General features: G+C 41.4%; 20 protein-coding genes and 1 tRNA gene. 10 read left to right on the forward strand and 11 right to left on the reverse strand.

Translation table 11 applies throughout. The features are described 5' to 3' along the window. The first annotated feature begins 35 nt into the window (after positions 1-35). From PULV_RS05635 to serA, 5 genes are all read left to right on the forward strand, one after another. Positions 36-1,538: a S10 family peptidase gene (locus PULV_RS05635; RefSeq protein WP_086742515.1), complete on the forward strand. Its 1,503-nt coding sequence runs from the start codon at positions 36-38 to the stop codon at positions 1,536-1,538. A 201-nt stretch (positions 1,539-1,739) separates the two neighbouring features. Next, positions 1,740-2,297 carry a hypothetical protein gene (locus tag PULV_RS05640; RefSeq protein ID WP_086742514.1) on the forward strand — a complete coding sequence of 186 codons (558 nt, stop codon included), beginning with the start codon at positions 1,740-1,742 and terminating at the stop codon, positions 2,295-2,297. 51 nt (positions 2,298-2,348) lie between these two features. Continuing rightward, positions 2,349-2,930 (forward strand): 5-formyltetrahydrofolate cyclo-ligase, encoded by a 582-nt coding sequence (locus PULV_RS05645; RefSeq protein ID WP_193331121.1) that lies wholly within the window; start codon positions 2,349-2,351, stop codon positions 2,928-2,930. Positions 2,931-2,986: 56 nt separating this feature from the next. Further along, a complete protein-coding gene (gene rpiA, locus PULV_RS05650; protein ID WP_193331122.1) occupies positions 2,987-3,643 on the forward strand; it encodes a ribose-5-phosphate isomerase RpiA in 657 nt (218 codons plus the stop codon). Positions 3,644-3,657: 14 nt separating this feature from the next. Then, positions 3,658-4,887 carry a phosphoglycerate dehydrogenase gene (gene serA / locus PULV_RS05655; RefSeq protein ID WP_193331123.1) on the forward strand — a complete coding sequence of 410 codons (1,230 nt, stop codon included), beginning with the start codon at positions 3,658-3,660 and terminating at the stop codon, positions 4,885-4,887. 71 nt (positions 4,888-4,958) lie between these two features. Here the strand turns inward: serA and PULV_RS05660 are convergent, their stop codons facing one another. Then, the gene (locus tag PULV_RS05660; protein ID WP_193331124.1) at positions 4,959-7,142 is read right to left on the reverse strand and encodes an OsmC domain/YcaO domain-containing protein; all 2,184 of its coding nucleotides are present in this window, start codon (positions 7,140-7,142) and stop codon (positions 4,959-4,961) included. A 209-nt stretch (positions 7,143-7,351) separates the two neighbouring features. After that, positions 7,352-8,716, reverse strand: a complete 1,365-nt coding sequence (radA, locus tag PULV_RS05665) for a DNA repair protein RadA (RefSeq protein WP_086743187.1) — start codon at positions 8,714-8,716, stop codon at positions 7,352-7,354. A 137-nt stretch (positions 8,717-8,853) separates the two neighbouring features. Here radA and PULV_RS05670 point away from each other — a divergent pair, with 137 nt between their 5' ends. Next, on the forward strand, positions 8,854-11,367 hold the full coding sequence (locus PULV_RS05670) for a PilZ domain-containing protein (protein ID WP_086742509.1): 2,514 nt from the start codon (positions 8,854-8,856) through the stop codon (positions 11,365-11,367). A 115-nt stretch (positions 11,368-11,482) separates the two neighbouring features. Here the strand turns inward: PULV_RS05670 and serB are convergent, their stop codons facing one another. After that, positions 11,483-12,490 carry a phosphoserine phosphatase SerB gene (serB, locus tag PULV_RS05675; RefSeq protein ID WP_086742508.1) on the reverse strand — a complete coding sequence of 336 codons (1,008 nt, stop codon included), beginning with the start codon at positions 12,488-12,490 and terminating at the stop codon, positions 11,483-11,485. Between the two features lie 107 nt (positions 12,491-12,597). On the opposite strand from serB, the gene PULV_RS05680 reads away from it, so the two are divergent. Continuing rightward, positions 12,598-13,215: an AhpA/YtjB family protein gene (locus PULV_RS05680; protein ID WP_086742507.1), complete on the forward strand. Its 618-nt coding sequence runs from the start codon at positions 12,598-12,600 to the stop codon at positions 13,213-13,215. On the opposite strand, the gene PULV_RS05685 is transcribed toward PULV_RS05680, so the two are convergent. From PULV_RS05685 to prfC, 4 genes are all read right to left on the reverse strand, one after another. After that, entirely contained in the window at positions 13,185-13,955 is a 771-nt protein-coding gene (locus tag PULV_RS05685) for a TatD family hydrolase (RefSeq protein ID WP_086742506.1), read from the reverse strand. The genes PULV_RS05680 and PULV_RS05685 overlap by 31 nt on opposite strands. Before the next feature lie 16 nt (positions 13,956-13,971). Beyond that, complete coding sequence (pdxH, locus tag PULV_RS05690) at positions 13,972-14,610, reverse strand: pyridoxamine 5'-phosphate oxidase (protein WP_086742505.1); 639 nt, start codon at positions 14,608-14,610, stop codon at positions 13,972-13,974. A 71-nt stretch (positions 14,611-14,681) separates the two neighbouring features. Beyond that, positions 14,682-16,424 carry an arginine--tRNA ligase gene (argS, locus tag PULV_RS05695; protein ID WP_086742504.1) on the reverse strand — a complete coding sequence of 581 codons (1,743 nt, stop codon included), beginning with the start codon at positions 16,422-16,424 and terminating at the stop codon, positions 14,682-14,684. 118 nt (positions 16,425-16,542) lie between these two features. After that, a complete protein-coding gene (gene prfC, locus PULV_RS05700; protein ID WP_086742503.1) occupies positions 16,543-18,126 on the reverse strand; it encodes a peptide chain release factor 3 in 1,584 nt (527 codons plus the stop codon). A gap of 300 nt (positions 18,127-18,426) precedes the next feature. On the opposite strand from prfC, the gene PULV_RS05705 reads away from it, so the two are divergent. Beyond that, positions 18,427-20,700, forward strand: coding sequence for a TonB-dependent receptor plug domain-containing protein (locus tag PULV_RS05705; protein WP_086742502.1), 2,274 nt, complete (start codon positions 18,427-18,429; stop codon positions 20,698-20,700). Between the two features lie 20 nt (positions 20,701-20,720). Here the strand turns inward: PULV_RS05705 and PULV_RS05710 are convergent, their stop codons facing one another. Then, positions 20,721-21,125 (reverse strand): YfiR family protein, encoded by a 405-nt coding sequence (locus tag PULV_RS05710; RefSeq protein WP_176365108.1) that lies wholly within the window; start codon positions 21,123-21,125, stop codon positions 20,721-20,723. Between the two features lie 263 nt (positions 21,126-21,388). Between PULV_RS05710 and PULV_RS05715 the strand changes: the two genes are divergently transcribed. Then, on the forward strand, positions 21,389-24,043 hold the full coding sequence (locus PULV_RS05715) for an ATP-binding protein (protein WP_193331125.1): 2,655 nt from the start codon (positions 21,389-21,391) through the stop codon (positions 24,041-24,043). Here PULV_RS05715 and rimI read toward each other — a convergent pair. From rimI to PULV_RS05730, 3 genes are all read right to left on the reverse strand, one after another. After that, positions 24,018-24,476: a ribosomal protein S18-alanine N-acetyltransferase gene (gene rimI / locus PULV_RS05720; RefSeq protein ID WP_193331126.1), complete on the reverse strand. Its 459-nt coding sequence runs from the start codon at positions 24,474-24,476 to the stop codon at positions 24,018-24,020. The two genes, PULV_RS05715 and rimI, sit on opposite strands and share 26 nt — an antisense overlap. Continuing rightward, positions 24,457-24,774, reverse strand: a complete 318-nt coding sequence (locus PULV_RS05725) for a hypothetical protein (RefSeq protein ID WP_193331127.1) — start codon at positions 24,772-24,774, stop codon at positions 24,457-24,459. The genes rimI and PULV_RS05725 overlap by 20 nt, the downstream gene beginning before the upstream one ends. 65 nt (positions 24,775-24,839) lie before the next feature. Continuing rightward, positions 24,840-24,916, reverse strand: a tRNA-Trp gene (locus tag PULV_RS05730). A 224-nt stretch (positions 24,917-25,140) separates the two neighbouring features. On the opposite strand from PULV_RS05730, the gene PULV_RS05735 reads away from it, so the two are divergent. Beyond that, complete coding sequence (locus PULV_RS05735; protein WP_193331128.1) at positions 25,141-26,163, forward strand: GGDEF domain-containing protein; 1,023 nt, start codon at positions 25,141-25,143, stop codon at positions 26,161-26,163. The last annotated feature ends 13 nt before the right edge of the window (positions 26,164-26,176 follow it).

The raw sequence follows: 26,176 nt of genomic DNA on the forward strand, positions 1-26,176 counted from the left end.
TTAAATGATCACATTATCATTACAAGAGATCCGTTATGAATGTACTAAAAAGCTCGCTCATAGTGATGCTGATGTTCAGTCAGTTTAGCTTTGCGACTAACATAGAAATAGAAGCCGAGAGTAAAGTCACCACTGAACACAAAGTAAAAATAAACGGCGATACCGTTAATTATTCAGCCACAACAGGCACTCAACCTGTATGGAATGAAGAAGGCCAAGCGGTGGCCACGCTGCACTATACGTATTATCAAAAAAAAGCCGTCAAAGATCTCAGTAAACGACCACTGCTTATTTCGTTTAACGGCGGTCCAGGGTCTGCTTCGGTCTGGATGCACTTGGCGTACACTGGGCCTCGTATTTTAAATATTGATGACGAAGGCTATCCAGTACAACCTTATGGTGTCAAAGCCAACCCCTACTCAGTGCTAGATGTCGCCGACATTTTGTATGTTAACCCAGTCAATACAGGCTACTCTCGGGTTCTAAAAAATCAAGACGGTAAGTTACCCAGTAAAAAAGAGCAGCAAGCCATGTTCTTTGGTGTCAATGCGGACATTCAATATCTGGCTCAGTGGCTCAACACTTTTGTAACTCGCCATGATCGCTGGTTATCACCCAAATTTTTAATTGGCGAAAGCTATGGTACGACCCGCGTGTCTGGTCTTGCGCACGAACTGCAGAATCAGCAATGGATGTATTTAAATGGGGTTGTGCTCGTTTCTCCAACCGATATTGGTATTAAACGCGATGGTCCGGTTGATGCTGCCAATCGCCTGCCTTATTTCACTGCCGCGGCTTGGTACCATAAGGCCTTAACACCTGAGTTACAACAACTTGATTTAGATGAAGTACTTGCACAAGCCGAACTCTTCGCTATTGATGAACTGATCCCTGCCATTGCTCGCGGGGGGTTTTTAGCCCTTAATGAAAAACAACGTATCGCAGAAAAAATGGCACGTTTTAGTGGCTTAAGCACGCAAGTAATTATGCAAAATAACCTCGATGTTGCCCCAAGCTTTTTTTGGAAAGAGTTATTAAGAGATAAAGGGCTCACCTTAGGGCGTTTAGATTCTCGTTATTTAGGCATCGATAAAAAAGAAGTGGGTGATTCTCCGGATTATTGGCCAGAGCTAACATCATGGTTACACTCATTCACTCCTGCTATTAACTGGTATTTGAGTCAAGAACTGCAATACAAGACTGACATCAAGTACAACATGTTTGGCCCTGTGCACCCTTGGGATCGTACCAAAAACAAAACAGGCGAAAATTTACGCCTTGCGATGGCGCAAAACCCTTACCTCAATGTACTGGTACAAGCCGGATACTACGATGGGGCAACCAACTACTTTGATGCTAAATACACCTTATGGCAGCTAGATCCCAGTGGTAAAATGAAAGATCGCTTAAGCTTTAAAGGCTACCGCAGTGGTCATATGATGTATTTACGTCGTGATGATTTACAGCTATCAAATCAAGACTTACGTGAATTCATTTTACAAGCGATACCAGCGGCTGGTGTACCAGCCAAGTATTAACTCCTGGTTTGTGCTCTGAGTAAGGGAAACACCTTCTCCCTTACTCTTATTACGCCTTAACTACTTGGCAACACGCCCCCTTTCACATTTTCTTAATAATAAACTCAATAAAATCTTGCACCTATTTAAATAGCTAACTCGCAATAATCCACATCTTGGGTATATAATTTAAACTTCGTAACGGGGAATAGAGAAAATTCAATGAGTGATCAATGTAAAATTGTTTTTGCTGGTTTAGCGGCAAAAGTATCACCCGAACTCGCAAAGCAGTTGTTACAGCAAAAACTAAAGCTGAACGAAAAAACCGTCAAAAAGTTTCTTCAAGGCCAAGATGCATTTAACCCGACCACTCTTGAAAAAGCACAAAAGCAACAAAAAGTGTTCGCAAGCCTAGGTATTAAAGTGCAAATAGTCACTCCAGCTCACGCCAGCCAAACAGATGATGATGACGATGAACAAAGTCAAAAAGAGCGCGATTTAAAAATCATCAATGCACTGGATTACATCACCACCAGCTTGATCCGTTTAGAAGAAAAAGTCGATGAATTAGCTCAAAACACCCCAGCTAAAATGCCTGATCTTGAAGATGATATCGATCCTGAACCTCACGCTGAGCCATTAATCTTTGAAGATGATCTCGATGAGCCAATTAAAAAAGGGCCAAACAAAGTCTTTATGCTGATTGGAGGCTTTATTTTATTACTTCTGATTGCATTATTAGTGATCAGTCTACTCTACCCAGACATGGTAACGTTCTAATTTTTCTGCAATGATGCGGCACATACTGCATCCTTTTTTTGGTAAAACCCCTTGAATAGAGCACAAATAAGAGAACTCGTGCGAAAAAAGCGCAATTCTCTAACAAAAAAACAGCAACAAGAAGCCGAAAACGCCCTAAACTTGAATTTAATTCAACAACTAAAACACTATAAAAACGCCAAAATAGCCCTCTACTTAACTAATGACGGCGAATTAGGAACAAACAAGTTAATACAAAGCCTTAGAACGCTAAACCATCAAGTTTACCTTCCTGTGATCCACCCCTTTTCAGCTGGTTATTTACTCTTTCAGCTTCATGAAGAAAATTCACCCATGAGTACAAACCGCTATGGTATCTTTGAGCCCAAGTTAAATTGCAGTCAAATCTGTCCAATTGAGCAATTAGATATCCTGTTCACTCCCCTAGTTGCATTTGATGCACAAGGGAACCGATTAGGAATGGGTGGTGGGTTTTATGACCGAACCTTGGCAAAGTATTACCAAGAACAATGGCAAAAACCCATAGTGATCGGCTTAGCGCATGAGTGCCAAAAAGTAGATCTCGTACCAACCGAAGCATGGGATATTCCATTAAAATGGATCGCAACCCCTGAATTTAATTACCGTTGGTAGACAAAAAATTTATATACTGACGCCATACTCAATTACCCGTTCTGGAGATTACTGCAATGACACAAGATGAAATGAAAAAAGCCGCCGCCTGGGCTGCACTCGAATACGTAGAAAAAGGCAGCATCATCGGTGTTGGTACTGGTTCAACCGTTAATCACTTTATCGATGCTTTGGGCAGTATTAAAGAAGATATCCGCGGTGCAGTTTCAAGCTCTGAAGCGTCAACAAAAAAGCTTAAAGAGCTCGGCATTGAAATTTATGAGCTTAACGATGTTGATACATTAAGCGTGTATGTCGATGGGGCTGATGAAATCAACCCGCAAAACGAAATGATTAAAGGCGGTGGAGCTGCGCTCACGCGTGAAAAAATTGTCGCGGCTGTGGCCAAAAAGTTTGTATGTATCGTTGATAGTACAAAACAAGTCGACATCTTAGGGCAGTTTCCACTTCCCGTTGAGGTGATCCCAATGGCACGCAGTTATGTGGCCAGAGAGTTAGTAAAGCTCGGTGGCGACCCACTTTATCGCCAAGGCGTGGTAACCGATAACGGTAATGTCATTTTAGATGTGTTTAATCTAAGTATTACCGATGCAAAAAAATTAGAGCAACAAATAAACCAGATGGTAGGCGTTGTGACAAATGGCTTGTTTGCTGCACGTGGTGCAGATACGGTCATTGTCGGCACTCCTGATGGACCAAAAACACTTAAATAAACTGAGGAATGAGGATGAGTAAGGTTTCGTTAGCAAAAGATAAAATTAAGATTTTATTACTTGAAGGATTGCACCAAAGTGCCGTAGAGACACTCAAGCGCCACGGCTATAGCAATATCGAGTATGTCAAAACGTCCTTAGCTGAAGACGACCTTATTGAGCGAATTAAAGATGTTCACTTTGTCGGGATCCGCTCGCGTACTCATTTAACCGAAAAAGTATTGGATGCAGCAGAAAAACTGGTTGCTGTCGGTTGTTTTTGTATCGGCACCAACCAAGTCTCTCTTGATGCGGCCCGTACTCGTGGTATCGCAGTTTTCAATGCACCGTTTTCAAACACCCGCTCGGTTGCTGAGCTTGTGTTAGGTGAGATTTTATTGTTACTGCGCGGTATTCCACAAAAAAATGCCATGGCTCACCGTGGCGAATGGGATAAATCCGCTCATGGTTCGTTTGAGGCGCGTGGCAAAACCTTAGGTATTATCGGTTACGGACATATCGGAACCCAACTTGGCATCATGGCTGAAAACATCGGTATGAACGTTCAATACTTCGACATTGAAGATAAATTAAGCTTAGGCAATGCCAACCAAGTTCATCAACTGACGCATCTGCTGCAAACTTCTGACGTCATTAGCTTGCACGTACCAGAAACACCACAGACTAAAAACTTGATTGGTGCTGCTGAGCTTGAAGTGATGAAGCAAGGCGCAATTTTAATCAATGCTTCTCGCGGTACTGTGGTTGATATCGATGCACTTGCCAGCAGCCTCGCTGATAAAAAGCTATCAGGCGCAGCCATTGATGTCTTCCCAGTAGAACCAAAATCAAATGACGAAGAGTTTATGTCGCCACTGCGCGAGTTTGATAACGTGATTTTAACTCCTCACATTGGTGGTTCAACACAAGAAGCGCAAGAAAATATCGGTATTGAAGTTGCCGGTAAGTTAGCCAAATATTCAGATAATGGCTCGACGTTATCGGCAGTTAACTTCCCTGAGGTGTCTTTACCTGAACTAGGCGATCGTAGCCGTTTACTGCACGTTCACCACAACCGTCCGGGTATCTTGACGCAAATCAACCAAGCATTTGCTCAGCATGGCATTAACATCGCAGCGCAGTATTTACAAACTGATGAATCGATTGGTTATGTCGTGATTGACGTTGATTCTGATGACTCTGAAATTGCGATCAAAGAATTACGTGCCGTAGAAGGTACGATTAAAGCGCGGATTTTGCACTAACAAATAGCGACATGTTTAAATATCGAACCAAAAAAGCCAGCTAAGCTGGCTTTTTTGTGTCTTTTTAAAAATTATGAGTGAGCTTTGGCTGCACGCGCACTGTGTAGTTTTTTATAACTTTCAATTAAACGCTGATGACGCTCAAGACCTTCAAGTTTCATACTGGTTGGTGTTAAACCATAAAATTTAACTTCACCTGTCACAGAGCCGACAACATTTTGCATCACGTCTTTGCCAAACATGCGCTCAAAGCTGACCATGAAATCTGCAAGTTCAAGTTCCTCATCCAAAGTTACTTCTAATACACAGTGAATAGCTTGATAAAACAATCCACGTTCAACGGTATTATTATTAAATTGTAAGAAGGATTCGACTAACTCGATTGCCTCTTCTAACTCACCTAACGCTAAATAAATTAAAATTTTCAGCTCTAGGATAGTGACTTGACCCCAAACGGTGTTTTCATCAAACTCAACACCTATTAAAGTGATAATATCAATATAGTTATCTAGTTGGCTTTCTTCTAAGCGCTCAACAAGAGCAACAAGGGCATCATCATCAAGAGAGTGAATATTTAAAATATCGCTGCGATAATGCAAAGCTTTGTTGGTATTGTCCCAGATTAAATCTTCCACCGGATACACTTCGGAGTAATCAGGTACCAAAATACGACAAGCCGTGCCTAAATCTGAAAATTCAGCCACGTAAGCTTCTTTGCCTAATGCCTTTAAAATACCAAACAAACTTTCTGTTTCTTCGGCATTGGTGCCCGAAAAATCCCATTCACAAAATTCGTAGTCGTGTTTAGCACTAAAGAAACGCCAAGAAATAACCCCTGTTGAATCAATAAAGTGTTCAACAAAATTCTCAGGCTCAGATACAGCCATGCTATTAAAAGTCGGCTTAGGTACGTCATTGAGCCCTTCAAAACTACGCCCTTGTAGCAATTCGGTTAAACTACGCTCAAGTGCCACTTCAAAGCTTGGGTGCGCGCCAAATGAAGCAAAAACACCACCCGTTTTAGGGTTCATAAGCGTGACGCACATTACAGGGAATTGCCCCCCTAAAGAAGCATCTTTAACGACAACAGGAAACCCCTGCGCTTCGAGCCCAGCAATACCAGCCACAATACTAGGATATTTATCTAATACAGATTGTGGCACATCAGGTAGCACGATTTCTTGCTCGATAATTTGACGTTTTACCGCGCGTTCAAAAATCTCCGACAGACATTGTACTTTCGCTTCTGCTAAATTATTGCCAGCACTCATGCCGTTGCTGAGGAATAAATTTTCAATCAAGTTAGATGGAAAATACACTGTCTCACCATCAGAATGACGCACATATGGTATCGCGCAAATACCCCGCTCTACATTACCTGAATTGGTATCAATCAAATGAGAGCCACATAACTCACCTTCAGGATCGTAAATCTCACGGGTATAATCATCTAAAATCCCCGCCGGCAATGCATCACTTTCATCAGGTTTAAACCATTTTTCATTCGGGTAATGCACAAACTCACTATTAGCAATGTCTTCACCCAAAAATTGGTCATTGTAAAAGAAATTACAATTTAAACGTTCAATAAACTCACCTAACGCAGAACATAGCGCACTTTCTTTCGTCGACCCTTTACCGTTAGTAAAACACATGGGCGATGCCGCATCACGAATATGTAACGACCAGACATTAGGAACTATGTTGCGCCACGACGAAATTTCTATCTTCATGCCTAAGTCAGCTAAAATAGCCGTCATATCAGCAATCGTTTGTTCAAGTGGCAGATCTTTACCAACGATAAAAGTATTAGCTTCATCGCTTGGTTTAGCCATCAGCATGGCTTGCGCATCTTCATCTAGATTTGCAACAGTTTCGATTTTAAATTCAGGGCCGGTTTGAACTACTTTTTTCACTGTACAACGGTCAATCGAACGCAAAATACCTTCGCGATCTTTATCAGATAAACTCTCTGGCAGCTCAACCTGAATTTGAAAAATTTGGTTATAGCGATCTTCCGGATCAACAATATTATTTTGCGACAGTCGAATGCCATCGGTCGGGATGTCGCGTGCGTTACAATATACTTTGACAAAGTACGCTGCACACAATGCAGAGGAGGCTAAAAAGTAATCAAAAGGACTTGGCGCTGAGCCATCACCTTTATAACGGATCGGCTGATCAGCAATCACAGAGAAATCGTCAAACTTAGCTTCAAGCCTAAGGTTGTCGAGAAAATCAACTTTAATTTCCATTGAATATAGTTCCAGTTCGAGTGCAGTGAGGTCTGTATTTACACAATGTATTTGTGCCCCCACCTGCATTGATCTTAATTAAGGTCATTATCTGCTTTTTGCCAACAATAGTCTTGGTCAATTGGCATAACTGACCCATAAATATGGTGGTGTCATCCAATATCCAATCGAATCAACACTCTTAGCAAATAATGTCGTACGTCTTATGATTAAAACAACGCTTCCAGTGCTTGTGACAAGCTGGTCACCGCAATGACTTCCATCCCATCTATCGGCTCTTTTGGTTTATTGGCCTTTGGCACAATGGCACGTTTAAAGCCATGTTTAGCCGCTTCTTTAATTCGCTCTTGTCCACTTGGGACTGGGCGTATTTCACCGCCTAAGCCCACCTCACCAAACACCACTAACTCTCGCGATAACGAATAGTTTTTAAAGCTTGATACCAATGCGGCAATCAAGGCTAAATCGGCACTGGTTTCAGTGACTTTGACGCCACCGACGACATTGACAAAGACATCTTGATCAGCCACTTGCAAGCCACCATGACGGTGTAATACGGCCAGCAGCATCGCAAGCCTGTTTTGATCCATTCCCACCGTCACGCGCCGAGGGTTCGCCAATTGAGAGTAGTCAACTAAGGCTTGCACCTCAACCAACAGAGGTCGGGTCCCTTCCCAAATCACCATGACTAATGAACCCGGTGTTTGCTCACTGGCGCGATTCAAAAAAATTGCCGAAGGATTACTGACTTCTTTAAGTCCCTGCTCCGTCATGGCAAACACACCAAGTTCATTCACGGCACCAAAGCGATTTTTATTACCTCGTAAGGTGCGAAAGCGGCTATCGCTCTCCCCTTCCAATAAGATTGAACAGTCAATACAGTGTTCAAGTACCTTGGGGCCAGCAAGTGAGCCATCTTTAGTAACATGACCGACCATAATAATCGCGACTTGGTGTTGCTTGGCAAACCGGGTCAAATAGGCGGCACTTTCTCTTACCTGCGAGACACTCCCTGGTGCAGATTGCACATCACTCATGTGCATCACTTGAATGGAGTCAATTACCATAATTTGTGGCTTTTCAATTAACGCGAGCTGGCAAATTGTCTCCACGTTAGTTTCAGCCAAGGTTTTGAGGTTTTTAGTCGGTAAGTTGAGTCGTTTTGCCCGCATGGCTACTTGTTGCAATGACTCTTCCCCAGTGACATACAGCGCGGTCATTTTTTCAGCCAGCAAGCACATCGTCTGCAGTAACACCGTACTTTTACCCGCCCCGGGAGAGCCACCAATTAAGATGGCACTTCCTGGTACTACGCCTCCACCGAGCACGCGGTCAAACTCCGAAAAACCGCTACTAAAACGCGGTAACTCAGCTAAATCCACATCATCGAGGCTTTGTACTTTTGCTTCAACAAAACCTGCATACCCGGCAGTTGCGCCACGGGTTGGCTTAGTAGAAGGAACTCGAAACTCAGAAATAGTATTCCACGCTTTACATTCTGAACACTGACCTTGCCAGCGTGAAAAATCAGCGCCACAATCATTACAAACAAATGCAGTTTTCTTTTTTACCATGATATCAAAGGCATACTTTTTGCAGTGATGTTTAATAGAGATTTTTACCAGAAAATTGGTTATTCTCATTATTCACTACTTAGTGATTCAATATTCTAATTATACAGTGTTTTCAAATACAAAGGTGATGGATTTTTATGCCAGATGATGTCTTGCTAAAGTATCAAAGTGTAATCGAAGAACTTCGAGATAAACTTGGCGCACCTAATTTTGATAAAATTTTTCAAAATAAAACCAAAGCGTTATCTAAGCCTGACCAATTTTTGTTAAAAATGGAAATGAACCGCCTGTCACAACCTGTGCAACGTTTCATTGATTTGCGCGGCCAAGTAACGGGAGATGTTCGACCGTATGAACACAACGGCAAGCAACATTTTATGGATGACCTTGCCATTGAAGTATTTGAAAAAGCGATAAAACAACACGGCTCTTATACACTTGCAGTGTATGAGTCGGTAATGAACACCGAAAACAATCATAAAGTTATGCAGCGTAAAGCCAAAGCACTTGGCACCGACGCGCCTATCAATGTAAAAGAGCCTGAAAAACAAAAACCTATGACTCATCTGGTCGAGTTTGCATCCTATGAAACTCGCAGTGAAGAACGCATGAATTATTCGATTCGTGTGAAAATACATATCTCCGCCAAAAACACCGTTGAAGCCAATACATCAGATATCTCGGTCAGTGGGTGTAAAGTCAAATTACCGATGCGCTATGAACTGGCGGTCGGACAAAAGTTGAATATTCGTTTAGTCGGTTTAGAGCAAGATTTTGAACTGGGGCTTAAAGAAGGCGTACAGTACGAAGTGGTTGCGATTGAGTCTGTGAGTGACGACACTAATCATATTCGTATGAAACGTACTTATGCAGAAAACAGCGCCAGTTTTGATGACTTTTTACGTAGTTTTATTCATGGTAATAAACGCCGCTATAAAGTGAATCTCGATAACACATTAGAAGCGGTGATTGTCAAAGGATACGAGCAGTATTACCTACCCCGTGTTAGTTCATTGTTCATCTATATCAGTGATAAAAACCAAGTGTTAACCCCTACACTTTCTCTGACTAATGAAAATAATATCAACACACTGCGCTATTTTACTGATGAAACTAAGCAGTCTGTTTTATCCAGCATTTTAAACCCTAAACGTTTGAGCTTAATTATTCAGCAACCGGGTCAAGTTAAGTCAACGGTATTGTATTGCTTCACACATATTGTCGCTGGAAAAGCGTATTTTTATTCATCGACGGCGCAGGAGTTAGATTTAATTCCTGCGCTCAAAGCTTTATTTTTTGGCTTTGGAAGTCAAAAAAGCAGCTGGCGAACCTTTAATGTGCAATTGATCCCCACTATCGAAGCCGATGCGTTTATTCCGCTCTCGCTGCCTGAAAGTGCAAGCGCCGATATTGCCAAATTTAATAAACCTCCTTCTGCACGGGTTCAGGGTTTTATTCAGAATATTCAATATATTGCCTTACTGACTGACATCACATCTAAAACTGCCTCTTTGGAATACCAAAAAAACACCTTTAATAAAGACCAAGTTAATGCGCTCAAACAATTTGGCCATGCCAAGCAAAAAACATATGCAAACATCGATGCTGTGGCACTTGAATATGTAAACCTGCGCAGTGAAACCCGCTATTTGTACAAAACGCCCATTGAACTAGAGCAAGAAGAACGCGGTAAAATTACAGCTCATACCTTAGATTTGTCTGAAAATGGCTTACAGATTGAGCTCCCTGAGCCAACCTTGTACGAAAAAGGGGATTTATTACTCGTTGCATTACCGGAAATGCAAAAAATCACTAAAAAATATCAATTGAGCAAGTTACCTTACGAGATCATGGCGGTAAGCAAAACTAAAACCATCGTTAATTTACGCAGTTATCACCCAACACCCGATATGCAACATCAAGGGACGCTTTTTTTCACTCAACTGATTTCACACAACCGAGAAAAACTCCAAGCCGCAGAGGACTCACCAAAAACACCGGGGCTTTCGAATGCTTTGCGCAATATGGCGACTAAAAATGTATGCCAATTCCCTTTTTATATGCATAAAAAAGGAGCCCACTTTGAAATTGGTGCCATAGGTAAAGGTTTATACCCAAATAGCTGCCATTTGTTACTTCAGCATTTTGGTTTACTCGATGAGCAGTTTTCAATTGAGCACTTTATTCCAGAAAGTGCCATTAATGATATTTTTGTGCCACGTTTAAAAACTCTAAAACGCCAAGATCCGCCGCTGCAAATTGATTTATATATCCGCTTTAATCCTTTGATTAAAAATATTGAAAAAGCCATGATGTGTGATTTTATGCCAACTGAATACACCGGCATTACGAAAAAGAGTTTTATTACCGCATCTGCTACGCAAGATTTGTTTTTTGGTTTTCGTATTTATTTATCACGTACTGGGCGCCCAGATACTGAGTATTTATCAAAAGAGCTTAGCTATATCAGCCATTATGCGATTCATAAAGCGAAAGTGCTTGAAGAAGAGTTGTGGTCAGTGGTGTGTGTCGGAGAAATGATTGAGATTACACAAGAGCTAATCCAGCGCTATCATATCGAACCAAACATTATTAAAAACATGCAGATCCGTAAGCAGCGTTGGTTAGATAAACTAAATCAATCAGCTTAAGTCGAGTTGATCTTTCAAGGTTATTTTTGCACGATTTTTAGTTAGATTGTGAGGCGGCAATTCACTCGCCGCCCTTAATCCATTTTTATCTTGAATAAAACTCAACCGACAAAGATCAACATACCCTCGGGAAACTCAAGAAATACGCCACTTGCAACAGTGAACCTGTATTGATTGCCACATCTGCCGTTTTAGCGACCAGCGGCTTACCATGCACAGCCACCCCCAAACCTGCCGTCGCCATCATGATAAGATCATTCGCCCCATCACCCATGGCAACGGTTTGGGTAAGGTCAATGCCTTGTATGCCTGCATAATGCTGTAAAAAGCGACTTTTTTCTTGCGCATCTACGATCACACCCAGTACATTTCCAGTTAACCGCTGCTGTTCGAACTCCAACTCATTCGCATGAATGGCATCTAAATTCAATAAGCGCTGCACTTGTTCCGCAAACGGAATAAATCCGCCCGATGCTATAGCTAACTTCCAATTATGCTGTTGTAAATATTGGCAAAGATCCTTTACTCCGGGCATAAGCGGCAACTGCTGTTTTAATTCATCAATTAAAGATTGTTCAATGCCTTTTAGCTTTGCAACCCGCATCCGTAAACTTTCAGAAAACTCTAATGCCCCTTGCATGGCCTGCGCAGTGACTGCTGAGACTTCGTCATATACTCCAGCTAATCGTGCAATTTCATCTATACACTCAATCTCGATAGCGGTTGAGTCCATATCCATTACCAGCAATCCAGCTTCATTAACAGATGGCGCATTTGCAACAACCGCTAACTGCGCACTCATTTGCGGTTTAAATGCCTCTAAATGGGCTTTAACTTCTGCACTGTCACCATTAAAAACTAAAACCACGGCGGGAAGTAACGCTTGTGTCGGTTGAAATACTGCTGCATTCACTACGTTAACACTTGCTTGTTCAAGTAACTGTTGTAATACATCGAACTCAATGGCCTCTAGCGGCACACCAAAAACAAGTAAGTACGACAATGCTTTGTCTTGCTCCACAAGAAGTGTTTGCTCACTCAGTTGAAATGTATGCCATTCATTGTGAGCTAAAGAAGGGTGACTGAGGGTCGAATGTATTGCAGCCCATGGGAATGAAGGCATGTATAACTCCTGTATAAAGTGGGTGAGCGCGTAAGGCGTGATATACTTTTTGCTGTATTGCATTTTTACCAAGAAATGCGCACACTGTCAGTAGGGTATTGAGCATTATGAAAAAAACACAACTACAAAATCCAGCTGTTGCATCCATTTATCAAAGGATCACTCGTTTGAGCCTGGCTTTGCTGTGCCTGTTTATTTTCATCAATATTGCGTTTAACACTAGCTTTGAAAGCCATGAAATCCTGCTCAAGCAATCTCACACTACCGCCCGAAGCCTTGCTTTACAAATGTCGCTGACAGCCCGCGATGCGATAAAAGAAGATGATAACACCGCATTACAGCGAATTGTTGATAATGTCGTCAAAGATCCACATGTACAATCGGCGGCTATTTTTGATCAACACGGCCTGCTCATCAGTAAAAGTGCAAACGGCTATTTGTATAAAGAGCAACTCAATCAACCCAAAGCTTTGCCGGGGATTTCAAAATTATTAACTCCAGTCATAGAACCTATCACCTCTAAATCCGGAAAGCGTTTGGGATTTGTAAGACTGACGTATCTCTCTATGGCGGCGATGAATGAAGGCCACTCTTACTTCCATCAGCTCGGACGGCAAATTGGTTTGATGCTCATTTTATGTATTGTCGGTACTTGGCTGATCGCTCGGACGATAAAAAGATGGCAAGTGATGCGTTATATTCGAAAAATATCTTTAGTTGATTGATACACTTGTTGGCAAACCTGCTCTGCTGGCTCTGCTCTGATTGCTTGTAAACAGCTTAGTATCTCGCAAAGTGCTAACGGCGAATTATCTTGCCCTTGCGCACCTGATAAGGGCATTGACGGCGCATCCGTTTCAAGTACTAACAACGCCAGAGGAATACTCGCCAGTGTTTGCTGAGTTTTATGGCTTCTGGCATAACTAATGATCCCGCCGACGCCAAGTTTAAAGCCTAAATCACAGTAATAACGTGCTATTTGTTCACTGCCAGAAAATGCATGAATGATCCCACCAAATTTTGGTCTTACTTTTTTAAACGCCGCCTGAATCAAATCGTGACTTTGCCTATGATGCACGATTAAGGGCAGCTCGAGTTCGTTGGCCAATTTGATATGCTCAATAAACAGCTGAGACTGAGACGCAAGCTCAGGTTGATTGCGATCGATACCACATTCTCCAATCGCGATAATTAAATCACGATGCTGGCGGCACAATGCTGCCAACTGATTCATGGCATCATCACACTGTTGATCTAAAAAGTATGGGTGTAAGCCAAAGGCGATATCGATAAAATCTGCATATTGCTCTTTAAACTTAATCAATGCCAAGCATTGCATTAAATCAACGCCTGGCACGATCAGCCGCTCGATTCCTACAGCTTTGCATTGCTCAATTATCTGCTCTCTTTGGTCATCAAATGCAGAAAAATCAAAATGACAATGTGAATCAATCAGAGCTGACATCTTTGTAAAAACAACCTTAAGGATTCAATCGTTCAATTGACCATTGACCTGTATCTTGCTTTTTATACATGAAACGGTCGTGTAAGCGGTGGGCACCGCCTTGCCAAAATTCAATTTGGTGCGGTTCAATACAATACCCACCCCAAAATGAAGGTAGAGGGATTTCGCCTTGAGAAAACTTATTTTTCATTTGCGCGAATTTCTCTAACAGTACTTGTTTTGATGAGATCGGTCGACTTTGCGCTGACGTCCATGCAGCAATCTGACTTTCTTTAGGGCGAGAGAGAAAATATTGGGTAACCGCTAGATTTGATAACGGCTTGGCCGTACCATAAACAATGACTTGGCGCTCTAATGGATGCCAAGGAAAGTGCAAACAGATTTTTTGGTTTTGAGCCAACTCCTGCGCTTTTCGTGACTCTGTGTTGGTAAAAAACACAAACCCACCTTCATCTAAATGCTTGAGTAACACAATACGCTGTGAAGGCTGACCATCTGGATCGACCGTAGCTACCACCATCGCAGTAGGATCGGGCAGATCAGCTGCAACTGCTTGCTCTAACCAGGCTTCAAATTGCACAATTGGATTATCGTTTAGCATCTCTCGATCGAGTCCATCTTTTAAATATTCTCGTCGTATGTCTTCTAATTTCATCTCATCATCCCTAGTAAAAATGATTGATTACAACCAAAAACAGCGCCGAAGCGCTGTTTATATTTAGATGGTTACATCTGCTCCATCACTTCAATACCGAGCAAGTCGAGGCCTTGCTTAATGGTATTAGCGACAAGATTACATAACATTAAGCGGCTGTCTCTAAGCGCTGGTGACACATCGTCTTTAAGTACAGGGCACGCTTCGTAGAATGTCATGTATAAGCTCGCCAACTCGTACAAGTATGAACACAGTACGTGTGGTGTTGCTTCGCTGATCATTTGATCAAGCACTTCTTCTAACTGTAATAACTTAAGAGCGAGTGCTTTTTCTTGCGGCTCAGCAATGGTTATTGCAGCGTTTAACGTGCTCACATCGACATTCGCTTTACGGAATAAACTTCTTACTCGCATATATGCGTATTGTAAATATGGAGCCGTTGCGCCTTCAAAGCTCAGCATAGTGTCCCAGTTAAAAATGTAGTCACTGGTGCGGTTTTTTGATAAATCGGCGTATTTAACTGCGCCTATACCGACTTTTCGAGCGATCTCTGCACGCTCTTGTTCAGATAAATCTGACTCACGCTCAGCCAGTTTCGCCCCAGCACGTACAATGGCTTCTTCTAATAAGTCAGCTAATTTAACTGTATCACCACTGCGCGTTTTGAATGGTTTGCCATCTTCACCCATCATGGTACCAAATGGGCAAAATTCATAACTGGTTTCGTCACGCAACAAACCCGCTTTACGAGCGGTAAATTCAACTTGGCTAAAATGTAAGCTCTGACGGGCATCGACAAAAATGAGGATACGGTCAGCCATTAATGTATTTGAACGATAGTCACATGCGGCTAAATCAGTTGTTGCATACAAGAAGCCACCGCCAGATTTTTGCACAATAAACGCCGATGGTTCACCGTCTTTATTGGCGAGCTCATCTAAAAACACTACTTGTGCGCCTTGTGATTCAACAGCAATATTTTTCTCTTTTAATAAGGAGATAATCGCGTTTAACTGACTGTTATAAGCACTTTCAGCCATGATATCGTCTTGGCTTAGGGTCACATTTAATTTTTGATAGACCTCAGCAGAATGTTTCACTGACGTATTAATGAATAAACGCCATAACTTATCACAGTGCGCATCACCACTTTGTAGTTTCACAACATAATCACGGGCTTTATCTGCAAAGCCTTCTTCATCGTCAAAACGCTTTTTCGAATCGCGATAGAATGACTCCAAATCAGCAAGTGCAACCGCTTCTAAATCAATACCTTGGTTTAGCAAATCTTCAAGATGTGCGATTAACATACCAAATTGTGTGCCCCAATCACCCATGTGATTTTGACGCACAACCGTGTCACCACGAAACTCAAGTGCACGCACAACTGCATCACCAATGATGGTTGAGCGTAAATGACCTACGTGCATTTCTTTGGCTAAATTTGGCGATGAATAATCCACTACCACTTTTTGTGTGGCTGGATGAGGGCTGACGCCAAGCTTTTCATCTTGATTTGCGATAACAAGCTGGTTAGCCAAAAACTCAGGCTTTAAATGAATGTTAATAAAACCAGGGCCTGCGATTTCAAGCTGAGCAGCAACATCGTCAAGCTGTAAATTATCTATGATTTTTTGAGCTAATTCTCGCGGATTACTTTTTAACTTTTTCGCAGCCCCCATCGCACCATTAATTTGGTAATCGCCAAATTGTGGGCGCGTACTTTGTGTAACCGCAGGATTTGTGTCTTCAGGTAAACCTGCAGCGACCATCGCGGCGATGGCTCTTTCGACTAATAATTGACGAATATTCATTATCTTTCTCTTATAGTCGCCGGTAACCTTGAAGCACCAGCTATGTCATTTAAATTTTGGATTGTAAAAGGTCATATAAACTCGGGAAATCGCGGTGTGATACCACACCGCATTACGATTAATTCTCGCGAGTTTGATGGAAGCTCACATCAGGGTGACGCTCCATCGACAGGTTGAGATTTACACGACTTGGAGCGATATACGTGAGGTTATCACCGCCATCAAGTGCTAAATTCGCTTCGCACTTACGTTTAAATTCTTCAAACTTTTTGTTGTCTGTACCTGAGACCCAGCGTGCTGTATTGACATTCACACTTTCATAAAGCGCATCGACGTTGTATTCAGATTTTAAGCGCGCAACGACCACATCAAACTGCAGCACACCCACCGCACCTACAATTAAATCATTGTTGATCAGTGGTCTAAATACTTGCACAGCGCCTTCTTCAGACAATTGCACTAACCCTTTAAGCAGCTGCTTTTGTTTAAGTGGGTCGCGTAAACGAATTCGGCGAAACAGTTCTGGAGCAAAGTTTGGAATACCACTAAATTTAAGCTTTTCACCTTGAGTAAACGTATCACCAATCTGAATCGTGCCGTGGTTATGCAAGCCAATAATATCTCCCGCATATGCATCCTCAGCACGCTCACGATCACCGGCCATAAACGTCACCGCATCAGAAATGCTGATCTGTTTTCCAATACGGACATGATTCATTTTCATGCCTTGGCTGTATTTACCCGAGACAATTCGCATAAATGCAATACGGTCACGATGCTTTGGATCCATATTGGCTTGAATTTTAAACACAAAACCACTGAAATTGTCTTCTGTCGCCACAACTTCGCGATCTTCGGTCTGACGAGGTAAGGGCTGTGGTGCCCACTTGGTCAAACCATCAAGCACGTGATCAACACCAAAGTTACCCAAAGCAGTACCAAAATATACCGGCGTTAATTGACCACTTAAGAACAGCTCTAAATCAAATTCATGTGAAGCACCAATGACCAATTCAAGTTCTTCGCGCAGCAACTCTGCTAAATCTTCACCGATGGCTTGATCGAGCTCAGGGTTATCTAGCCCTTTTACCGTCCGGACTTCTTGAATGGTATGGCCTTGACCTGTTTGATACAAAATCGCTTCTTGGCGATGGATATGATAAACGCCTTTAAATTCTTTACCGCAGCCAATTGGCCAAGTGATAGGCGCACACGCAATGTTTAGCTCATTTTCAACTTCGTCCATCACTTCCATCGGATCGCGAATATCACGGTCAAGTTTATTCATAAACGTAACAATCGGTGTGGTACGTAAACGTGTCACTTCCATCAGCTTACGAGTTCTATCCTCAACCCCTTTTGCGGCATCAATCACCATTAAGCAAGAATCAACAGCGGTGAGCGTACGATAAGTATCTTCCGAGAAATCTTCGTGTCCAGGAGTATCGAGTAGATTGACCAAACAATCGTTATATGGAAATTGCATCACAGACGTGGTGACAGAAATACCCCGCTCTTTTTCCATTTCCATCCAGTCAGATTTGGCGTGCTGGTTAGAACCTCGGCCTTTTACTGTACCAGCTTTTTGTAACGCCTTTCCGAATAAAAGGACTTTTTCTGTAATCGTTGTTTTACCCGCATCCGGGTGAGAGATAATGGCAAACGTGCGACGTTTGGCCACCTCAGTAGAAACACTGGACATTAAAACCGCCAATTGCTGAATTTAAGGATCAAAAAATGGCTTCGATTATAATACCAAACCATTATTTTAACTAGGGTCTGTTGCCCTTTTAAAACGAATATTACTGTACTGAAAAGTGTCATTGTTACAAAAGTGGGTCAGTCGGATTTTGACGCTACTTCGCCTTCGTTTGCTCTAAAATCGATTCTAAAAACAGTATCAAATTGCGCTTATTCACTGCATTTTATTCGTTTGGTTAATAAACATATCTTGCAAGATATGCTAAGTTAATTTAATACACTGCAATTAATAAATTATTCAATGAATTATACGCATTTATCTTCAGTACTTTTATTAGCAAGTGCCGCATTTACATCAACAGCCGACGACAATGCGCAATACAGCTTAGAAACACTGCATGTCATGTCTCTTAATGAATTGCTTAATTTAGAAGTCATCAGCGCAAGCCGTACAAAAGAAAAAATAATCGATGCTCCAGCCAACATTACCGTCGTCACAGCGCAAACAATTCATCAACGTGGTTACCAAAATTTAATTGATGTATTACGTGATGTGCCCGGTTTCGACTTTGCAAATATCGAAGACAGTGCTGGCGAATACACCACTCACAGCGTCAATAGAGGTCTTGGCGGCTCACCAGGTAATGTACAGCTGCTGATCCTTGTCGATGGTGTGGTGCAAAATCATATTGGTTTTAATTGGTCCCAACCTTGGGGAAATCAGCAAATCTTCGCTGATTTGAAAAAAATAGAAATCATACAAGGGCCGGGCTCTGCAAGCTATGGTGCAAATGCTTATTCTGGAGTTATTCATTTTATCACTGCTGCCAACAACGATGAAGTAACAGATCAATTTTCAACCTTGTTTGGCCAAAACAACCTACGCACTTCCAGTTTCGTGGTCGATACTCAACTCAGTGAATTGTATTTACAGGCGTCGGGGAGACTGTCTGAAACCGATGGTGATTTAGGTGTAGCCCGTTATGATCCTGCCGGTTACTTCAGTGCGCAGCCATGGCCCTTAACCCAAACACAAGATTACGCTAACGAGCAATACCTAACAGGCTCTGCAAATCCAAATGCTGGGCAACTTCAGTCTGCTGGCTTTAATAACCAATCAAAGGATTGGGCGCTTCGAGGCAAAGCAACTTGGCAGCCATTAAACAAAAACCTTGGTATTACCCGCATCAATCTAGCCTTTAATAAGTGGTCTCAACAGCAAGGTTTAGGCAGTTATGTGGCTGGATTTGAATATCAAACTCGCGCAAAAAGCTATCAAAAACATCATGAAGCGGCTCATGTAGCCCTCGATGTTGACTATCAAATAAATAACAATACGCAATTAACCTCAAAGCTCTGGTACCGTGAAAACAAGCAATTACCTCAAACCGGATTTCAATATAGTTACCGCTTTGTTGATTTAGTAAAAAGCTACCATAGCACCAACAGCCAAATTGGTTTTGAACAACAAGTACAATTTGATCAAATCGATTCTAATTGGCTACTGGGGTATCGAGTTCAACAGTCTGAGAAAATGGATCAAGTGGTCTCACTTGGCCAGTACCAAAGCGGCCAAGATGCGAGCACTCATTCTAGCTGGGACATTGCGGCATCAGGGCTTGGACTCAATCAATATGCAAATTCTGGTACCCGTGAAGTCGACGAACGTGCCGCTTATATTCAATACCAAGCTAATTATCAGGATTGGTTCGACTACACATTAGGACTTCGTTACGATCACAGTGATGAATATGGCTCGACTATCAATCCACGTTTGGCGTTGATCTATAATGCGGATCGTTTGGTAGAGAACATTGATTGGCGGATTAAGTTTTTATATGGGCAAGCTTTTCGTGAGCCTTCTATTTTTGAACTGACCGATGAATTTAGGGGCAACAATCACCTCAAACCTGAATCAATCAATACCTATGAAATCGTGAGTCACTGGGTGTCAAACAACGATGTGTACGATGCCAGTTTAAAAGCCGCTGTTTTTTATAGTCAGCAAAAAGATGTCATCACCTTACAAGCACAAGACAGCGAAAGTGGCAGTATGTTTATTAATGGCAAAAGTGATGATACCTATGGTTTTTCACTTGATAGCCATTGGAACATTTCCTCACAAATTAACGCTTATGCTAATTATCAGTTCACAGAAGGCGAAAATAATGCCAGCACTTTGTCACTTCAACATACTGCAAAACATAAAATAAACTGGGGAGTGAGTCTCGATTCTTTTGAGCAAAAGTTAAATATTAACTTTCGAATGAATCACCTTTTATCTCGAGCCACTCCACCGAGTAATCGGTATTTTGTTGGACAGGCTCCGAGTGTCAGTTTAGCTAACTTAGTTGTTAGTTGGCATGGCTGGAGTACTTCATCAGTGACCATCACACCTCAGCTACTTATCAATAACCTATTTGATAAACAATTTTTAGGGGTCGGACGCCAAGATGGCAGCAGTGATATTAACCGTTACGATCCTGAATATAATATCAATCCAAATGGATTCACGCCGCCCTATCACCCACAACCAGGCAGAACAATTGCGGCTAATATAAAAGTGACATTTTAGAGTGAGAAATAAAGATAAAACTAGCGATATGTCTGTGCGATAGATAAAATTTTATCATCCCACTGTAAGCCTGATGCGGTACTGGTCGTCAAATTAATATAAAACTTAGGGCGCCCCTCTTTGGCACCTAATCCTAACGTGACTCCTTGTGTAACCCATTTTGGGTTACTCGAAATTAATAAGGCGTTATTTTGAATGGCATATTCGACGGCCGCTTCAATTTGCGCTTCATCGGCAATATAAACCAAATCAAACGTTGAATTTGGCAAATTAGAGCCAATCTCCAGATTACTAATTTTAATTTCGCTGTAACCTTTGACCTTTAGCTTATGAAACGCTTGGTAAATGGTTGGGGATGCTAGTACATAAATTGAAATTGACTCTTTGCTGCTCAGTTTTGCTTCATACGATAAAATCTTTGACACCAAAATAACTTGCAAGCTAGAAGGAAGTTCAGACGACAACGATATTTTTGGCAGAACAAAAAAGCACAAACAACACAACACCATCAAACTGTGTTTTAAGTGATTATTTTTATTTTGCCGCGACTCCTGCGTCATACTAATATTAAATACTCTCAATGTAGTTAAAAAAACACGCCGTAAGTTGCTATGTTGCAAACATAACTATTTAATATTAAATCACCTAGTGTTATAAACAAGTACTAATAAGGATATAGGGATAAATAATGATCAAAAGCAAGCTTAGTATCAAGTTACTCTGGTATGTAACCCCGCTTGTGATTGTTCCATTATTATTCTTAGGTGGTTTTGCTTTATCAAATGTTACTCAATTTACTGAACGTCAAGCAGAGCTCAGTGTGAGTCGCTTCGTCGAACAACAGCAACAAAAAATATTTAATTACACTGAATCTTTTCACGCAACCACAGAGCTCCTTTCTAATTCTCCTGTTTTATTTGAATTTCTTGATGATTATGAGAATAAAACCAGCAATAAAGTGGTAAACCCAGGTAACTTACTCGATGTATTCGTCAGCTACACAGATGCTTATCCAGATATTCTTAGCATCGACTTAATCACTCCCGATGGAAAAAGCATTGCATTTTATTCCAGTGATTTGTTTGCCACCTCGGATAGTTACCACTTTACCGACAATTTAAAAAATAGTTCTATCAGACGCCAACAATTTATGTTTCAAAATGATCAAGGCGCAACATCTCTCTACTTCGCACAACAAATTTTCAAGGCAGATTACCACTTAGAAAGTCCTAAATTATTAGCGTACCTGATTGTCCATTTAGATCCCTCTGTATTGAACACCAGTATTTTAGAAACCCCCTTTGAGAACACGCTCAATATCGTTTTAAATGAAGAAGGCAAAATTCTCTTTAGTTCAGATTTTAGTAAGCTTGGCCGTTTTTTAACTGAGTTTGAATATAAAAGCATTGTCACTGCCGCCGAACAAGCGCATCTCATCGAGCTACAGCTCAATACCCTTGATGATGAAGAGCGAATGATTTATGCCAATCAAATGAATGGTGGCGCCTATTATGTATCTTCTATTCCCAAGAACATTCTTTATGAATCAGGCAAAGCCATCACGCTGTTTACTGCATTAGTGGTATTCGCCTCAGTCATTTTTTTACCAATTCTGATTTTTATTGTCGTACGTTCGCTGCTCTTAACTCCTTTAGAAATGCTCGCAGAAGCCAGTCACCGAGTTGGAGATGGCGACTTAAAAATCCTCTTACCAATCGAGCGAGAAGACGAAATGGGCTCGCTGTTCCAAGACTTCAATCACATGGTGAGTCAAATTCGTCATTATCAAGGGCAACTTGAAGATTACAAAGAGCACTTAGAAGAAAAAGTCTCTGCGCGAACCCATGAGCTGGCAAAAATGAACCATCAACTTGAAAAAGCCATGAACCAAGCTGAGCAAGCCAGCCAACTTAAAAGCCGCTTTTTAGCCAATATGAGTCATGAGATCCGCACCCCTTTGACTGCTATCATGGGCTTTACCGAACAAATGCTCACCAAAGAACCTGATGACAAAAAAGCGCAGCACCTCAATACAGTCCTTAGAAACTCGCGCCATTTACTTGAGCTTATCAATAACATTCTTGATTTATCGAAAATAGAAGCTGAAAAGCTAGAAGTTGAGCAAAAGCCTCTTGAAATCAATCAGCTCATAGACGACATCACCTCTGTAGTTGAAGTCCTAGCACAAGATAAGCAACTTGAGTTTAATATTCATTACCACTACCCACTGCCACGAACGATCAACAGTGATGTTACACGCCTAAAACAAGTCCTACTGAATGTTTGTACCAATGCGGTCAAATTTACTAGCGAAGGCTCTGTTACTTTGTCAATTAATGCACAACAAGACTTACGCCTAATTGAATTTAAAGTACAAGACACAGGGATTGGCATGTCAACTCAAGAGCTCTCTCGAATTTTCAAACCTTTTGAGCAAGCCGACTCGAGTACCACCAGAAAGTTTGGCGGCACTGGTCTTGGTTTATGTATTTCAAAAAATCTAGCGCAAATCCTCGGAGGTGACGTTGAAGTCAGCAGTGAGCTCACAAAAGGCAGTTGCTTTACAATCACTGTGGCTGCACACAATGAACACATTCCTGTTGAAGTGATCAAATCTGCCGCTGATTTAGCCCAGTTAAAACCATCACAAACGCCATTTAAGGCGACGCATTATCAAGCGCATATACTGGTTGCTGAAGATAATCTCGATAACCAAGAGTTAATACGCCTTTTACTTGAGCAATGGGGACTTGAACCACACTTTGCAAACAATGGTGCACAAGCGGTCGAGCTGGCGCTTAAAAATGATTACGACCTAATCTTAATGGATATGCAAATGCCCGTAATGGGAGGGTTAGAAGCAACAAAAATGCTGCGAAATACAGCCTATGATGGGCCGATCATCGCTTTGACAGCTAATGTGATGAAAAATGACATAGATACTTATTTAGCAGCTGGCTGCGACGAATCGTTAGCAAAACCCATAGATAAACAAGAACTCGAAAATACCCTCGAAAAATATCTAAGCCTGCAACACGATTCAACTAAAAAATGGGAAGAGGTCCTAAAAAGCGATCAATTCAAACAAATTAGCGCCAATTATAAAGCCAAAATGCCTCAGCTACATCAAGAGCTGACAGAGCTTTACAGCGCAAAAGATTGGGAGCAACTTGTTGCACTTGCTCACAGCATAAAAGGCAGTGCGGGTTGCTTTGGCTTTACCCACATTAGCGAAGCGGCGTCAGAGTTAGAGAGTTGTTTAAAAAATAAAAACCAAGATTCTCTAGATTACCAGTTTTTAAAGCTCGAAAAGTCAATCACATATGTTTTGCAAATGGATTAAACGGCAACCCCATTAACACAGCATCTTCATTACCCTCTGCTGTAGGGTAATAATTTTTACGGACCCCCATTTCACAAAAACCCATTTTATCGTAAAGGTGAATGGCCGCTTTATTACTCGCTCTTACTTCTAAAAAGATGTTTTCAGCTCCCTTCGCTTCAGCCTGTGCCAGCAAATGAGTCATCAGCTTTGCCCCCACGCCTTGCCCTTGAAGCTTGTGATCAACACAAATGTCCATCAGCGTAATATCTGGCCCTGCAACTTCGCCAATATAAAATCCGGCCAGCTCATCAGCAATAAAGAAACCAAAATTAAAATACCGACCACTAAAACACGACTCCATGTTTTTATATGACCAAGGAAACTGATTCGCTGCCACTTCAATCGCCATCATGGCGTCTAAGTGCGTTTTATTAAGTGCTTGAATGCTCATCTAAATACCGAGTTATTGCTTGCCACAACGCTTTTTTATTCTCAACATCCATCATTTCAGGTGAGATGTGTAAAGCAGCATCAGACAAAAAGAACGCATTAGGTTCGTTTGTTTGTAAAATTTTCACCTGAGAATTTGTCAATACCTGATTAAGGTCAGTCAATATTTGAGTTGATTGAAGCTGATAACTCTCAGGGTGAGTGGTATTTTCTTCTGGTGATTGAGACGCCAAGTGTTGGTAATAATTATTGAATTGTAGTAGCTCAACATCAAATATTTTTGCTTCGACAGAATTCATATAAAGCCAAATAAATTAAAACTGACGCTAGTGTAACAACAAATTGAGGTAAGAGAAAAAAGAATTGGCAGGGGCGGAGAGATTCGAACTCCCAACCGTCGGTTTTGGAGACCGCTGTTCTACCAATTGGAACTACGCCCCTGCAATGTCGACGAATTATAAAGAGCTTTTTTAAAAGGTAAAGTAAAAAATGCACATTTAAGTTCAAGTGATTATTTTGTAAGCGCAAAGTGTATTTATAATACAAAAATAGGGCTTACTTTGTTCTTTACCATGGTTGCTATTTTGATTAATTCAATTATAAATAGGTATGGATGACACTTTTAGGGAAAATTTTTTAGTTAAAAACCTCCTAGAGGAGTGAATATGCAAGAAGAGTTACTCAATTCCGTAGTCAAAATCACCAAAACTCGCGATGTTGATTCTCTTGAGTTCAGTTTAGTGTCAACTATTCATGAATTTATCGAATGCAAAGAAATCATTATCTATAAAAACTTATCTGAGTTTAATAGTTCAGGGGTGGAAAGAAGCGCCTCACTGCGTGTTGATGAAGAAAACAACTTTGTTTGGGGTGAGCGTGACATCCTGACAGACACCTCGCAAGAGCTTGCATCCTGCTTACACTCCGCGTGCTCCATTAACATTCAAAATAAAAATGGCACAGAGCAGCGCTGGATCCCCGTTTTACTGAATGACAAGCCCGTTGGGGCTATTTACATTGAGTGCAATAGCCTTTGTAGCCACCAGCAAGTCATGATTAACGCATTTTGCCGGATATATGAAAACTACCTCACCATCTTAAATGAAAACGAGCGAGACAAGCTGACAGGGCTTTTAAACAGACAAACATTTGATCGAAAAATAAAAATGCTGATGGAACGCCAACTCAACGATCACTTTAAAATTAAAGCCGAAAAAACCAATCGAAAAATTCACGATGATTCAACATCATGGCTGGCAATTATCGACATTGATCATTTTAAAGCTGTCAATGACACCTATGGTCATGTTTGTGGTGATGAAGTACTTTTGTTGTTAGCACAAAGAATGTCGGGCTTTTTTAGGGCCTCAGATTTAGTATTTCGTTTTGGTGGCGAAGAGTTTGTGATTGTTTTTGAGCCAACCACCTGCGCCATGATTACAAAGCGTTTAGAGGAATTTAGACAAACGATTCATGAGACTGATTTCCCATTTATCAAACAACTCACATTGAGTATTGGCGCGGCGCGAATGAGCCCTTATGATTTTCCTATTTCTGTCATTGAAAATGCAGATAAAGCACTGTATTACGCCAAAGAGCATGGTCGCGATCAATTGGTATTTTATCACCAAATTAACAAAAAACAGTCCATAGCGGCTAAAAGTGACTCAGATATAGAGCTTTTTTAACGTTACAACTCGA

The organism is Pseudoalteromonas ulvae UL12, assembly GCF_014925405.1.
Classification (GTDB): Bacteria; Pseudomonadota; Gammaproteobacteria; order Enterobacterales; family Alteromonadaceae; genus Pseudoalteromonas; species Pseudoalteromonas ulvae.